At 72.2% G+C, this 13,448-nt stretch carries 14 protein-coding genes and 1 tRNA gene; 9 read left to right on the top strand and 6 right to left on the bottom strand.

Going from position 1 to position 13,448, the window contains the following annotated elements; genetic code table 11:
* The first annotated feature begins 46 nt into the window (after positions 1–46).
* The 6 genes from tdh to SMA5143A_RS05690 all read left to right on the top strand — a co-directional run bounded on the left by tdh (position 47) and on the right by SMA5143A_RS05690 (position 4,967).
* Positions 47–1,075 carry an L-threonine 3-dehydrogenase gene (tdh, locus tag SMA5143A_RS05665; RefSeq protein WP_107461901.1) on the top strand — a complete coding sequence of 343 codons (1,029 nt, stop codon included), beginning with the start codon at positions 47–49 and terminating at the stop codon, positions 1,073–1,075.
* Between the two features lie 97 nt (positions 1,076–1,172).
* On the top strand, positions 1,173–2,372 hold the full coding sequence (locus SMA5143A_RS05670; RefSeq protein ID WP_107461821.1) for a glycine C-acetyltransferase: 1,200 nt from the start codon (positions 1,173–1,175) through the stop codon (positions 2,370–2,372).
* Between the two features lie 101 nt (positions 2,373–2,473).
* Entirely contained in the window at positions 2,474–3,373 is a 900-nt protein-coding gene (locus SMA5143A_RS05675) for a LysR family transcriptional regulator (protein WP_107461822.1), read from the top strand.
* A 62-nt stretch (positions 3,374–3,435) separates the two neighbouring features.
* Positions 3,436–4,014, top strand: coding sequence for a helix-turn-helix transcriptional regulator (locus tag SMA5143A_RS05680; protein ID WP_107461823.1), 579 nt, complete (start codon positions 3,436–3,438; stop codon positions 4,012–4,014).
* On the top strand, positions 4,014–4,577 hold the full coding sequence (locus SMA5143A_RS05685) for a GNAT family N-acetyltransferase (RefSeq protein WP_107461902.1): 564 nt from the start codon (positions 4,014–4,016) through the stop codon (positions 4,575–4,577). The genes SMA5143A_RS05680 and SMA5143A_RS05685 overlap by 1 nt, the downstream gene beginning before the upstream one ends.
* 30 nt (positions 4,578–4,607) lie before the next feature.
* Positions 4,608–4,967 carry an MmcQ/YjbR family DNA-binding protein gene (locus SMA5143A_RS05690; protein ID WP_107461824.1) on the top strand — a complete coding sequence of 120 codons (360 nt, stop codon included), beginning with the start codon at positions 4,608–4,610 and terminating at the stop codon, positions 4,965–4,967.
* 143 nt (positions 4,968–5,110) lie between these two features.
* Here SMA5143A_RS05690 and SMA5143A_RS05695 read toward each other — a convergent pair whose 3' ends face one another.
* Positions 5,111–6,031 carry a transketolase family protein gene (locus tag SMA5143A_RS05695; protein ID WP_107461825.1) on the bottom strand — a complete coding sequence of 307 codons (921 nt, stop codon included), beginning with the start codon at positions 6,029–6,031 and terminating at the stop codon, positions 5,111–5,113.
* A 66-nt stretch (positions 6,032–6,097) separates the two neighbouring features.
* The gene (locus SMA5143A_RS05700) at positions 6,098–6,817 is read right to left on the bottom strand and encodes a thiamine pyrophosphate-dependent enzyme (RefSeq protein ID WP_107461826.1); all 720 of its coding nucleotides are present in this window, start codon (positions 6,815–6,817) and stop codon (positions 6,098–6,100) included.
* Positions 6,818–7,002: 185 nt separating this feature from the next.
* On the opposite strand from SMA5143A_RS05700, the gene SMA5143A_RS05705 reads away from it, so the two are divergent.
* Positions 7,003–7,076: transfer RNA gene (locus SMA5143A_RS05705), tRNA-Pro, on the top strand.
* A gap of 198 nt (positions 7,077–7,274) precedes the next feature.
* Here SMA5143A_RS05705 and SMA5143A_RS05710 read toward each other — a convergent pair.
* Positions 7,275–7,649 (bottom strand): hypothetical protein, encoded by a 375-nt coding sequence (locus tag SMA5143A_RS05710; RefSeq protein WP_181361751.1) that lies wholly within the window; start codon positions 7,647–7,649, stop codon positions 7,275–7,277.
* Between the two features lie 145 nt (positions 7,650–7,794).
* Here SMA5143A_RS05710 and SMA5143A_RS43735 point away from each other — a divergent pair, with 145 nt between their 5' ends.
* Together SMA5143A_RS43735 and denD are read left to right on the top strand one after the other, a co-directional pair.
* Entirely contained in the window at positions 7,795–8,232 is a 438-nt protein-coding gene (locus SMA5143A_RS43735; protein WP_258193414.1) for a hypothetical protein, read from the top strand.
* 455 nt (positions 8,233–8,687) lie between these two features.
* Positions 8,688–9,689, top strand: coding sequence for a D-erythronate dehydrogenase (gene denD / locus SMA5143A_RS05725; protein ID WP_107461827.1), 1,002 nt, complete (start codon positions 8,688–8,690; stop codon positions 9,687–9,689).
* Between the two features lie 203 nt (positions 9,690–9,892).
* Here the strand turns inward: denD and SMA5143A_RS05730 are convergent, their stop codons facing one another.
* The 3 genes from SMA5143A_RS05730 to SMA5143A_RS05740 form a co-directional block, all read right to left on the bottom strand.
* A complete protein-coding gene (locus tag SMA5143A_RS05730) occupies positions 9,893–10,663 on the bottom strand; it encodes a class I SAM-dependent methyltransferase (RefSeq protein ID WP_107461828.1) in 771 nt (256 codons plus the stop codon).
* 125 nt (positions 10,664–10,788) lie between these two features.
* A complete protein-coding gene (locus tag SMA5143A_RS05735) occupies positions 10,789–12,138 on the bottom strand; it encodes a lanthionine synthetase C family protein (protein WP_107461829.1) in 1,350 nt (449 codons plus the stop codon).
* Positions 12,135–13,415, bottom strand: a complete 1,281-nt coding sequence (locus SMA5143A_RS05740; protein ID WP_258193418.1) for a thiopeptide-type bacteriocin biosynthesis protein — start codon at positions 13,413–13,415, stop codon at positions 12,135–12,137. The genes SMA5143A_RS05735 and SMA5143A_RS05740 overlap by 4 nt, the downstream gene beginning before the upstream one ends.
* Between the last annotated feature and the right edge of the window lie 33 nt (positions 13,416–13,448).

Genomic DNA, 13,448 nt, shown 5'->3' on the forward strand with positions numbered 1-13,448 from the left:
ACATGTCATGCCCGGCCGCGGGACCGCACCCACAGGAGCCATGGCGTTGAAGGCGCTGGTCAAGGAGAAGGCGGAGCCCGGACTCTGGCTCGTGGACGTACCGGAGCCGGAGATCGGCCCCGGGGACGTACTGATCAAGGTGCTGCGGACCGGTATCTGCGGTACCGACCTGCACATCCGGTCCTGGGACGGCTGGGCCCGGCAGACCATCCGCACCCCGCTCGTGGTCGGCCACGAGTTCGTGGGCGAGGTCGTCGACACCGGCCGTGACGTCGTGGACATCAAGCCCGGCGACCGGGTCAGCGGCGAGGGCCATCTCGTGTGCGGCAAGTGCCGCAACTGTCTGGCCGGGCGCCGCCATCTGTGCCGTGCCACCGTCGGCCTGGGCGTGGGACGCGACGGCGCGTTCGCTCAGTACGTGGCGCTGCCCGCGTCCAACGTGTGGGTGCACCGTGTCCCCGTGGACCTGGACGTCGCGGCGATCTTCGACCCGTTCGGCAACGCCGTGCACACCGCGCTGTCCTTCCCGCTCGTCGGGGAGGACGTCCTGATCACCGGGGCGGGCCCCATCGGTCTGATGGCCGCGGCCGTCGCCCGGCACGCCGGCGCCCGGCACGTCGTGGTCACGGACGTCAGCGAGGACCGGCTGGAACTCGCCCGCAAGATCGGCGTCAGTCTGGCGATCGACGTCTCCGCGTCGAGCATCGCCGAGGGACAGCGCCAACTCGGGCTGCGCGAGGGCTTCGACATCGGCCTGGAGATGTCGGGCAACCCCGCCGCGATGCGCGACATGATCGCCAACATGACGCACGGCGGCCGGATCGCCATGCTGGGACTGCCGTCCGAGGAGTTCGCCGTCGACTGGTCCCGGATCGTCACGTCCATGATCACGATCAAGGGCATCTACGGCCGGGAGATGTTCGAGACCTGGTACGCCATGTCGGTGCTCCTGGAGGGCGGTCTCGACCTCGCCCCGGTGATCACCGGACGCTACGGCTACCGCGACCACGAGGCGGCCTTCGCGGACGCGGCGAGCGGACGCGGCGGCAAGGTCATCCTCGACTGGACCGCCTGAGCCACCGGACCGCGAGCGACCGGCGTCCACCGGCCCGCGTAAGTCATCCGTATCTGAGGGCCCGCACCGCCGGGCCCGCACCCCTGGGAGCCTTCCGATGTTCGACTCCGTGCGCGACGACCTGCGCGCCACCCTCGACGAGATCCGCGCCGCCGGACTGCACAAGCCCGAGCGTGTCATCGGCACCCCGCAGTCCGCGACGGTGAACGTCACCGCAGGCGGCCGTCCCGGCGAGGTGCTCAACTTCTGCGCGAACAACTACCTCGGTCTCGCCGACCACCCCGAGGTCGTCGCCGCCGCCCACGAGGCCCTCGACCGCTGGGGCTACGGCATGGCCTCCGTCCGCTTCATCTGCGGCACGCAGGAGGTGCACAAGGAGCTGGAGGCGCGGCTGTCGGCGTTCCTCGGCCAGGAGGACACCATCCTGTACTCCTCCTGCTTCGACGCCAACGGCGGTGTCTTCGAGACCCTCCTCGGCGCCGAGGACGCGGTGATCTCCGACGCCCTCAACCACGCCTCCATCATCGACGGCATCCGGCTGTCGAAGGCCCGCCGCTTCCGCTACGCCAACCGTGATCTCGCCGACCTGGAGCGGCAGTTGAAGGAGGCCACCGAGGGCGGCGCCCGCCGGAAGCTGATCGTCACGGACGGCGTCTTCTCCATGGACGGCTATGTGGCCCCGCTCCGTGAGATCTGCGACCTCGCCGACCGCCACGACGCCATGGTCATGGTCGACGACTCCCACGCCGTCGGCTTCACCGGCCCCGGCGGCCGCGGCACCCCCGAACTGCACGGCGTCATGGACCGCGTCGACATCATCACCGGCACCCTCGGCAAGGCGCTCGGCGGCGCCTCCGGCGGTTACGTCGCCGCCCGCGCCGAGATCGTCGCCCTGCTGCGGCAGCGGTCCCGTCCGTACCTGTTCTCGAACACGCTGGCCCCGGTGATCGCCGCGGCGTCCCTGAAGGTCCTCGACCTTCTCGAAGCCGCCGACGACCTGAGGGTCCGGCTCGCCGAGAACACCGCGCTGTTCCGCCGCCGGATGACCGAGGAGGGTTTCGACCTCCTCCCCGGCGACCACCCCATCGCGCCCGTGATGATCGGGGACGCGGCGAAGGCGGGCCGGCTGGCCGAGCTGCTCCTGGAGCGCGGCGTGTACGTGATCGGCTTCTCCTACCCCGTCGTCCCGCAGGGCCAGGCCCGCATCCGCGTGCAGCTGTCCGCGGCGCACTCGACGGACGACGTGAACCGGGCGGTGGACGCGTTCGTCGCGGCGCGGGCCGAGCTGGAGGGCTGAGCGGAAGGTACCGGGAGGTACCAGGAGGGCTGAGGCGGAGGTACCGGGAGGGCTGAGCGGGCCGGTCCGGGGAAAAGCGCGGGTTTGAGAGAATCGGTCCCATGATCGAGGCACGGCGGCTCCGCATCCTCCGTGCGGTGGCCGACCACCGCACGGTGACGGCGGCTGCCGCCGCGCTCTATCTCACCCCGTCCGCCGTCTCTCAGCAGCTCAGCGCGCTGGAGCAGGAGACCGGTCACCGGTTGGTCGAGCGGAGCGCGAAGGGCGTACGGCTCACCCCGGCCGGCGAGATCCTGCTGAGCCACACCAACACCGTCCTCGCCCAGCTGGAGCGGGCCGAGGCGGAGCTGGCCGCGTACCGTTCGGGCGCGGCCGGCACGGTCACGGTCGCCTCCTTCGCCACCGGGATCGCCCAGGTCGTCGCGCCCGCCGTGGTCCGCCTCGCCGCGTCGTCCCCCGGTATCCGCCTCCGCGTCCAGGACGCCGAGGGGGACGCGAGCCTCCCGATGGTCCTGGACCGGCAGGTCGACATAGCGGTGGCCGTGGAGTACCGGGGCGCACCCGCCGCCGACGACCCCCGGCTCACCCATGTCCCGCTGTACGCCGAGCCGTTCGACGCGGTGGTGCCCCTGAACCACCGGCTGGCCGACGTCGAGGAGGTGCCGCTCGCGGACCTGGCCAAGGATCCGTGGATCGGCCCGTACCCCGGCAACCCCTGTCATGACGTGGTTGTCCTGGCCTGCGAGAACGCCGGCTTCCAGCCCCGCCTGGAACACTCCTCCGACGACTTCCGCGCCGTCGTCGCCCTCGCCTCCGCCGACGCGGGCGTGGCTCTCGTGCCCCGCTCCGCCCTGCGCGGCATGGACCTGACCACGGTGGTCGTCCGCCCTGTCGACGGAGTGGCCCCCACCCGGCGCGTCTTCGCGGCAGTGCGACGGGGCGCGGAGGGCCACCCACTGATCAAGCCGGTGCTGGAGGCGTTGGGGGAGGCGGCGGGGTAGGTCGGGCGCTGGGGGCGCGACCCTGTTCCATGGCGTCTCATTTCTGGGATAGCATCCCGAATATGGGAATCACGGAAGAGGTGCTGGACCCTGTCGACATCCGCCTCGCCGCTCGTCTCGCCGGGTTGCGGGCCGAACGGGGCTGGTCGCTGGGGGAGTTGGCCGAGCGGAGCGGGGTGAGTCGATCGACGTTGTCCCGTGCCGAACGGGCCGAGACCAGCCCGACGGCGGCGCTGCTGAACCGCCTCTGCCATGTCTACGGCCGAACCATGTCCCAGCTGCTCAGCGAGGTGGAGGCCGAGCCCGTCACCGTCCTCCGCGCGGCCGACCAGGTCGTCTGGGAGGACAAGGTGTCCGGCTTCGTACGGAGGTCGGTGTCGCCGCCCGCCGCCGGACTGCGCGGCGAACTGGTCGAGGGACGGCTCACCGCGGGCGCCGACATCGCGTACGACGGCCCGTCCGTCCCCGGTCTCGAACAGCACATCTGGGTCCTGGCCGGCGCCCTCTCGGTGACGGACCGGGGCGTGGAGCACGAGCTGGCCGCCGGGGACTGTCTGCGGATGAGGGTCTGGGGGCCGGTGCGCTTCAGTTGTCCGGGTCCGGAGGACGTGCGGTACGCGCTGGTGGTGGTCGAACCGTGATCGCGATCGAACGGCTCGACGATCGCCCTCGACTGTCGGCGGCCGTGGAGGAGTTGGCGGAGCTGCTGGTCCGCACCGTGGACGGCGGAGCCTCCGTCGGCTTTCTCGCACCGCTCGACCGCGACGCGGCCACGGCCTGGTGGCGGGGGCGGGTCGACGCGGTCCTGACGGGGGAACTCGCGGTGTGGGTGGCTCGTGACGGCGACGGCAGGCTGATCGGCACCGTGAGCCTCGTCTTCCCGGACAAGCCCAACAGCCGCCACCGGGCCGAGCTGGTGAAGCTGATGGTCCACCCGGACGGGCGGGGGCAGGGCGTCGGCAAGGCGCTGCTCGCGACCGCCGAGCGGGCGGCCGTCGACGTCGGTGTCACCCTGCTCCACCTCGACACGGAGACCGACAGCCCGGCCGAGTACGTCTACGCCAAGGCGGGCTGGACGCGGATCGGTGCGATCCCCGACTACGCGGCGGATCCGTACGGAAGCCTGCGGCCGACGTCGATCTACTACAAGCGGGTCGGGTCGGCGGCCGATGGCGCCGTAGGGGCGGCGGCTCCCGCCGGGTGATTGTCAGTGGTGGCCGCTACTGTGCGTCGCATGCCGGATGCCGAAGACGTACGACGTGTCGCCCTCTCGCTGCCCGACACCACCGAGAAGGTCGCCTGGAACATGCCCACGTTCCGCGTCGCGGGCAAGATGTTCGCGACGCTGCCCGAGGACGAGACGTCCATTGCCGTGCGCTGCCCCAAGGAGGAGCGCGACGAGTTGGTGCTGGCCGAGCCGGAGAAGTTCTGGATCGCCGACCACGAGGCGGGGTTCGCCTGGGTACGGGTGCGGCTGTCCGCCCTGGAGGACGAGCCGGAACTGCGGGACATCCTCGCCGACTCCTGGCGCCAGGCAGCCCCGGGCCGACTCCTCGACACCTACCCCGAACTGGGGATACCGGCCACCGAGTAGGGGTCGTTCGTGTGCGGAGACCTCCACGATGGCCTGCCAGTGACCGTCGTCCGGCGCGGGCGCGCACGCGGCACACCGTGGCCGTAACAGGGGCTGCCCGGCCTTTTGGGGTCGGCCGTGCCCCCGGGGGCGGGGGAGTGGGGTCAGACGTTGACCCGTGTGTCCAGGAAGTCGGCGATCCGTCGGCGCAGTGAGGGTGCGTCCAAGCCGTGGGCGGTCACGTGCTCCTCGATCTGCCCGTACCGTCGCAGTTCCTGGCGGCCGACGCCGAGGCCCAGGACGCGGTGGGGCGTGTCGGCGAGCGCGTCGTTCGCGGCGGTCGTGGACGTGCCCGCCAGATACGGCTCCACCAGCACCACATCCGTCCCCGCCGCCTCGGTCGCCCGGCGCAGCGCGCCCGTGTCGAAGGGGCGCACGGTGGTCGCGTACAGCACCGTCACATCGAGCCCCTCCGTCGCCGCGAGCACGGCGTCGAGCATCGGCCCGACGGCGACGACCACCCCGCGGCGCCCCTCGCGCACCGTGAGGAACCGCTGCCCGTCCACCGCCAGCGCACGTTCGTTCGACTGCACCGACAGGCGGACGTACACCTTGTCGTCCTTGGCCCCGCCCGCTCCGACCGCGTGCCGCAGCAGCGTCTCGGCCTCGTCGGGGTGTCCCGGCACATGCACCGTCCAGCCGTCGAGCGTGTCGAGCAGAGCCACGTCGCCCGGTGCCATGTGCGTGTAGCCGCCGGCGGGCCAGTCGAAGGAGGCGGCGGCGCTCACCAGGACCGCGCCCACGTCCTGGTGCCCGAGATCCAGCTTGACCTGCTCGAAAGGCCGCTCCACCAGAAAGCTGGCGAAGGTGTGCATCACCGGTCGCATCCCGGTCAGCGCCAGGCCCGCGCCCGTGCCGATCAGCAACTGCTCACGGATGCCGACGTTGACCACCCGGTCCGGATGCCGTCGCTCCGCCTCCGCGAAGCCGTCCCTGCCGATCTCCGCGAGGACCACCGCGACCCTGGGGTCCTCGTCGAGCAGCCGGGTGACGACAGGGGCGAAGCGTTCCCGCATGGTGTCCATGAGAGCGGAGTGTCCTTTCGGAAGAGGGGAGAGAGGAGAGTCGTGAAGGGGGGCGCGCCGACCGGGTCAGGTCTGGCTGGGCGCGGGCGCGTTCTTCGGCTCCACGCGTGCCACCACGACCCTGGGGCGGCCCGGATGCGGGGCGGTGAACGCGGCGTGGAGCGCCTCGTGGTCGCGGCCGTCCACCGTCTCCGCGGACCAGCCCGCCGCCTCGAACCGCGCGGCGATACCGCCGGGCCGTGCGTGGCTGGCGGAGGAGTTGTCGATCACGATGGTGTGGAGGCGGTCGAGTCCGGCCGGGCCCGCGAACGCGATCGCCTCGTGATTGCTGCCCTCGTCCAGCTCGGCGTCCCCGATGAGCACCCACACCGCCGGATCGGGCCGCCCCTGGGCGCGCAGGCCGAGCGCCGCCCCCACAGCGATCGGCAGACCGTGGCCGAGCGAGCCGCTGCCGATCTCGGCACCCGGCACCAGCACCCGGTCCGGGTGGTGGCCGAGCGGCGAGTGGTACGAGCCGAAGCCGGGCAGCCACTCGATCGGGAGGAAACCCTTGGCGGCGAGCACCGCGTAGTACGCCATCGGCCCGTGCCCCTTGGAGAGCAGGAACCGGTCACGCTCCGGGTCGTCCAGCCGCTCCGGCCCCACCCGCAGCACCCGGTCGTACAGCACCCACAGCGCGTCCAGCGTGGACGTCGCCGCGGGGCCGTGCTTCTCGGCGCCCGTCATCAGCGCCATCAGCCGGGGCAGATCCGTGAAGCCGTAGGTTCGTTCCGTCGTGGTCGTCATACAGAGCAGCGTGCTACCTCAACCAAAGTCGAGGTCAAGCGATGACCGCGGACGAGTTCTCGGCCGCGCCGAGCTGACCCGTCGGCCGGTCGCGCCCGGGATAAACGGGTGCGCGATCACCGGCCTGAGTGCGGTATTGTTTCCGTGCGCGTTCGGCCAGGGGAAAGCCCAGGTCAGGCGGGCAACGGGACGTGGCGCAGCTTGGTAGCGCACTTGACTGGGGGTCAAGGGGTCGCAGGTTCAAATCCTGTCGTCCCGACTGGAGACAGTCGCAGGTCAGGGCCGGTTTCGGAGGCATCCGAAACCGGCCCTTGACCATGTGTGGGTAGGCCCCTCGCGGGTCACGGCCTGGTCGAGCACGCCGCGCGCCATCGCTTCCGGCCGCCCCGGGGGCTGTGCTGCGGGACGCGGAGCCGGGGGCGGGGGATGATCCCGGCTCCGCGTCCAGGGCGGCACGTCAGTGGTTGATGTGCTCGCCGACCGTGGGGCGCCCCGCTGTCATCAGGTTCTCCAGGTCCCGGGCGTACTTGGCGACGAGGTCGCGCGTGAGGCTCGGGATGTCCCCGTGCGCGGCGATCGCGCCGGCCCGGACGGCGGCGCCGAACCGGTCGGAGGGGATGACGGATCCGGGTACCGGGTCCTCGGGCTCCTTGAAGCCGTGCCGGATGGGCAGGGCCGCGTACTGCCGCTGTGCCTCGGGCAGGGCGCGCATCGCCGCCTCGAACCGCAGGTACCACTCGGCGTAGTCGTCCAACCGCTCGATGGCGTGGCCGTCCTGGGCGAGCCAGTCGACGATGGCGTCGAGGGAGACGCCGTCGTCGTGGGGGTTCACGAGGCTGAACGTCCGGTATCCGGACGGGGCTTCGGAGGTGCCGCGGCCCCCCAGCGCCACCACGGCGGCGGCGGTGAAGTCAACCGGCAGGCCGTCGTAGAGTTGATGCTCGGTGCGGGCCGACAGCGGCAGGACCGCCGGGCGGGTGTCGACCTTCGCGCGCGGCCAGCGCGTGGTCCGTCGAGCTGCGGCCCATGTAGACGCCGGTGCGGGTCGGTGCGTTCAACGGGGCGTACCCGGCGTCCTCCAGCGCCGACCAGGCGGTCTTGACCTGCTCACCAGCTACGACCTCAACGAGGCCAACAACCTCCTGGAGACCGCCGGCCTGACCGTAGAAGTGCTGCCCCCGCTCGGCCAGTTCCTCTTCGACCACGTTACGGGCCGGTGGGATCAGGCACTGGAGTCTGCCCGCCGACTGCTGGCCAACAACGAGATCCAGTCCACCCCGGTATCGGACAACTCCCTGATGCCCGCGCGGACTGCGGCCATCCTCCTCGCCCGGGGCCGCGTCACCAGCGCCCTGCAAATAAACGCCGCGCTGGCGGCCGGGACGTCGCACACGCCACAGCGTGGCTCGACCTGATCCCCGACACCCCGGCTCATCCCCTGGCGGCCCGGGCGCGGCTGGCCGTCCAGTACTGGTCGGGCCGAAGGGAAGCAGCACTGGAGGATGGCTGGCACAACGCCCAACAGGCCAGAAAAAATGGCCAACTCGCCGGGGTCGAACGGCTCCTGCTGCGCATCCTGGAGCTCGCCGCCGACTCGGATCAGCCGCAAACGGTCCAGCAGGCCCTGGAGGAACTGGAAACCCTGCCACCGCTGCCTGGCTCAACGGAACCCTCGCACAGCCCGGCACCGCCTCCGCCCCTCCCCACTCCCACAGCGCCGACGACCACTGAGGAACAGCGCGCGCAGACGGGTGTCCGGCGCGGTAGTTCTGCCAGGAGACGGGGCAGTGTTTGCTGAACCTGTGTCCGGAGCCATCCTTGGGCGTGCCGCACTCCGGATCCGAGCAACCGGGCACCCAGGAGGCATCGTATGAGGATCGTCATCACCGGGGGCTTCGGCTTTCTGGGGCGGCTGGTCGCCGGCGCGTTGGTGGAGAGGCGGACGTTCCGTGGGGCGCCTGTCGAGCGCCTGGTGCTCGCCGACCGGGTCGTGCCGGACGGCGAGCCCTTGGCGTCCGACCCGCTCGTGGAGGCCGTGCCGGGCGAGCTGACCGACCGGCTCGACACCGTGTTCGCGGAGCCCGTGGACCTCGTCCTCCATCTCGCCGCCGCCGTCTCCGCCGAGTGCGAGGCCGACTTCGACCTCGGCATGCGCGCGAACCTCGACACCACCCGCGCCCTCCTCGAAGCCGCCCGGACCCAGTCGGTGACCGGCGGGCCGACCCCACGGCTCGTGTTCTCCAGCAGCGTCGCGGTCTACGGCCCCGACCCCGTACTGCCGCTCCCGCCCGTCGTCAGCGAAGCGACCCTGCCCACGCCACGCTCCAGCTACGGCATCCAGAAGCTCATCTGCGAGCAGCTGATCGCGGACCACACCCGGCGCGGATTCGTCGACGGACGGGTCGCGCGCCTGATGACCGTCGCCGTGCGGCCCGGCAGGCCGAACGCGGCCGCCTCCGGCTTCCTCTCCGGCATCATCCGCGAACCCCTCGCGGGCCTCCCCGCCGTCTGCCCCGTACGGCCCGACCTGCGGGTGGCCCTGGCCTCCCCGCGCCGCACCGTCGCGGCCCTCCTGCTTCTCGCGGAGGTCGAGCGCGGCACGGGACCCGGGCAACTCCACGGGGGACTGCCGGTCAACCTTCCGGCGCTCACCGTCTCCGTCGCCGAGATGATCGCCACGCTGCGGCAGGTCGCCGGTGACGCCGTCGCCGACCTGATCACCGTCGCCCCCGACCCCGCCGTCGAGGCCATCGTGGGCTCGTGGCCGTCCGCCTTCGACCACTCCCGCGCCGCCGCGCTGGGCCTGGAGCCCGACCCGGACTTCGCGTCGGTGGTGCGGGACCACCTCGCCGTCTCCCCGAGGGAATCCTGATCGGCCGGTCGTCGTCTGCGGGAGCCGTGTACGGGCTGCACATCCTGACGGCGGACGACGTGTTGGGCGGGGCGCCACCGGCGCGGCCGTGTCGCACTGGGGCGGTCGGACATGGCGGCGCCGCGCAGCCGGCCCCGAGGGCCTCTTCGGCCCACGCATCGTCGGATTGGGCTGAGCCGCCCCGGGGCCGGGCGCCGGAACGGTCAGTCCTTCAGGGCGACCAGGACATGGCTGTCGCCGTACTGCCAGACGGGCGTGATGTGGGCGAAGCCCGCCGCGCGCAGGAGTTCCGCGTGACGCGCCAGGGGCAGATCGTTGTCGTTGCCGCCGTGGTTGCCGGACGCGGACCGGCGCTTCTCGCGCTGTGCGAACAGGTCGGCCAGCTCCGGGTCCTCGGCGGCCGCCGCCCACCAGGACCGCCAGTCCTCGTGCTCGCGGGTGCGCGACCGCTCGGCACGTCGGCGGCCCACCACGGCGGTGAGGTCCGAGCACCGGTGGTCCCCCAGCGCGAAATGGTCGCCGTTGACGAGGGCGCCACCGGGCCGCAGCAGGGTGAACAGACTCCGGTACGCGCTCAGCAGGGTCCGCTCGGAGAGGTAGTGGAGGGCGGTGGTGGAGACGACCACGTCCAGGGGGCGGTCCAGGCCGAGGGCGTCGGTCCAGCCGGCTTCACCGATGACGGCGTCGACGAAACGGGCGGCGTTCGCGTGGTGCGTGCGGCCGAGTTCGAGGAGCAGCGGGTCCATGTCCACGGCGACGATCTCGGCGGTCGGCAGCCGTACGGCGAGCCGGGCGGCCATGGAACCCGGGCCGCAGCCGAGGTCGAGCAGGAGCGGTCGGGTCCGATCGGTGGTGACGTGCTCGACGACATCGGCGATGACCGTGAACCGCTCCTCGCGGGCGACGGCGTAGTGCTGCTGCTGGCGTTCCCAGCGGTCGATCCACACCTCGGCCGTCTCCATGCTCACGCCCATGGCCTCGTGTCGCCTCTTCCGTCTCGCAACCACCGGTTGTGATCAGAACCTACCGGTTATTGGAAACGGTTTCCATTCGCGCCGGTGTGGACGGTGCGATACCCCTCGGGCCGGGAGATGCCCCGTCAGGCCAGAAGCAGCGGCAGGTCCCAGTCCGTCGTCGTACGGCCGGCCGCGTAGGCGTCGAGGGCGAGAGCCGTGCCGGCGGCGCCCTCCAGGAACGCGGGGGTGTCGGCCGGTTGCGGGACGTCCGTCAGGGTGGCCTGGAACCCGAACCGGGACTCCGGGCGGAACAGGGCGAGCGTGCGGGCCGCCATGTCGTCGACGAGGTCGGCCAGGCGCTTGTCGCCGATGGACTCGTTCAGGACGGCCAGCAGATGCATCAGCCCGCTCCACCCGTGACACAGGTTGGGGTTGTCGATGTTCCAGCTCTCCGGATCCGTGGCCAGGAGGGGCAGCAGGGAGCGGTGGGCCAGCCGCAGCCAGTCGGCACGCCCGAGCGCCTGACCGGCGAGCTGTATCGCACGGGAGATGCCCGGGGCGCCGTAGCACCAGGACGGGCGGCGGCGAGGCGGTGGCCCCTGCGGCCCGGCCGTCCAGTCCTCGAACGTCAGATGTGGGGGCCAGACCGGTCCGCTGCCGTCCTCGTCCGGGAGGGCTCGGGCCTCAAGGAGGTCGACCAGGCGCTCGACGGCCGAGCGCTGCCCGTCCACGACCGCGCCCCGCTGCCAGGCCAGCGACAGCAGGGCCAGCGGTCCGGCCACACCGTGCGACAGCCCGAGGTTGAGATGGCCGTCGGGCATCTCCACCTCCTGGCCCATCCGGGGAGCCGCCCACGTCCACCAGCGGGGCACCCGGCGTCCCCGGTGCGTGACCTCTCCGTGCGCCATCCGCGTCAGATAGGTGAGGACGAGCCGCAGTTCCTCCTCGCACTGCTCCCGGCGAGCCAGCAGATAGCGCCCCACTCCGCTCATCCCGCGCACCACCTCGAACTCCCCGTTGGTGGTCGTCGGGGCGTCACGGACCTCGGGCAGCGCTCGGCGGACCAGGCGACGCTGATGGTCGTCGAGCCGCTCCAGGGCCGAGCAGTAGCCGCCGGTGGCGCGGTGCGCGACGAGGACCGCGAAGGCCACGGCGCCCGGTCCGGCGTAGACACCCGCCGGGGGGTGTGCGGTGGCCGCCGTCGCCCGCATCGCCCGTACGAGGTAGGCGTGTGCGCGTGCCGCGTCCTCGGGGCCGGGGCGGCCCCGGCCGGTGTAGGCGAGCGACACGCCCGGATAGCCGCTGGAGAGGGACAGGTCCGACCACAGCAGCTCGCGTACGACCCCCGGTGACGAGAGGCCGGGGTTCAGGGCGTCCGCCGCGGTGGTGTCCGGGTCGGCGAGCCGGTCGAAGACCTGCGCGGCGACGTTCCGTGCCTGCTCCGCGTGGCGTGGCGCGATCGTCGGACGTCCTTGTCGTCCTGAGTGGGTCACCGGGTCCTCTCCTCTTGCCGGGTGTGCGCGAGGCGGCCCTGGTGATCACGGGCGATGCCGCGCAGCACCGCGTACCCCGCGTTCTCCCCGGCCCTGTCGATGCCGAGGAGACGGTTGTGCTGCATGTGCAACAACGACAGGACGGCCTCGGCGTGCTCACCGGTGCCGGGATCCCCCGACTCGCCGGACAGCACCAGCGCGCCGTACACCCTGGTCTCGGGCGTGTGGGTCCAGAGGTCGGAGAGGGGTGCGCCGAGAGCGGGTGCCGCGCTCTCTGCGGTGCGCCCCGGGACGATCAGCGACCTGGCCTGCTTCTGGTGTCGCCGGTAGACAGCGTGGGCGGGACTCTTGGGGAGGACACGGCTGATCCACGCGGACCAGTCCCAGTCTCCGAGGGACTCCAGCAGCAGGGCGTGGTTGACGGCCGCCAGCACGGGGTCGGGCAGAGCCAGCCGGCCCCGCGCCCGCAACGTCAGCTGGGCCAGCGCCGACCGGCTGTCCACGCAGAACATCCGCTCCGCGTGCGGGAGGGCGACCGGGCCGCCGTAGCGGTCGGTCTCCGGCTGGTAGGTGTCCAGAACGACGCCCCTGATCACCCCTGCCTCCTGCCAGTCCCGGCACGCGGCGGCGAGCCGGGGCAGCACCGTCGTGCGCAGGACCTCCGCGGCGCCGTGCAGACGGAGGCGGACATGGGGGTCCGGATCGCGGTACCGGAGGAAGTGCCAGTCGCGCACCTCGTCCCCGGCCGCGCGCAGGAGCGTCGGAAGGTGGGCGTGCAGGAACTCGTCGTGCGTGTCCTCGACCGCGTAGAACTTGGCGTAGAGCCACTCCTCGCCCGGCAGATGCCGCACGCCGTGGTCCGTGGGCCTACGGGCCGACACGGAGGGCTGCCCCGGCTCTGTGGCCTGCCGTCGGTCACTCTTTGGAGCGCTGCCGCCGCCGACCGGGCGGAGGGCCGGGGCCGGTGCGCTGACCCGGGCCATGGGGATGACGACTTCGCCGCTGTGTCCGTCGGCCCAGCCCAGTGCCCGCCCGCCGTCCGTCAGGTCCTCCATGATGGCCAGCGAACCGCCCTGGCGGACCTCGTCACGGAACACCTCCCGGTGCCAGGGGTCCGTGAGGTCCACACGGAACGCACGGTCCCACCTGGCGAGGTTCACCTCGTCCGGCACGCGGTATCGCGCGCGCCACGCCTCGACCGCGCCGTCCCACCCGGACGCGCCACGGCAGTCTCCGGGTCCGCCGTCCGCAGCCGCACGCAGATGCCGGTCGGGCACCCAGTGTTCCGCCTCCCCCTCGGTTCCCGGCCC

It is taken from the genome of Streptomyces sp. MA5143a (genome assembly GCF_900290235.1).
GTDB lineage: Bacteria > Actinomycetota > Actinomycetes > Streptomycetales > Streptomycetaceae > Streptomyces.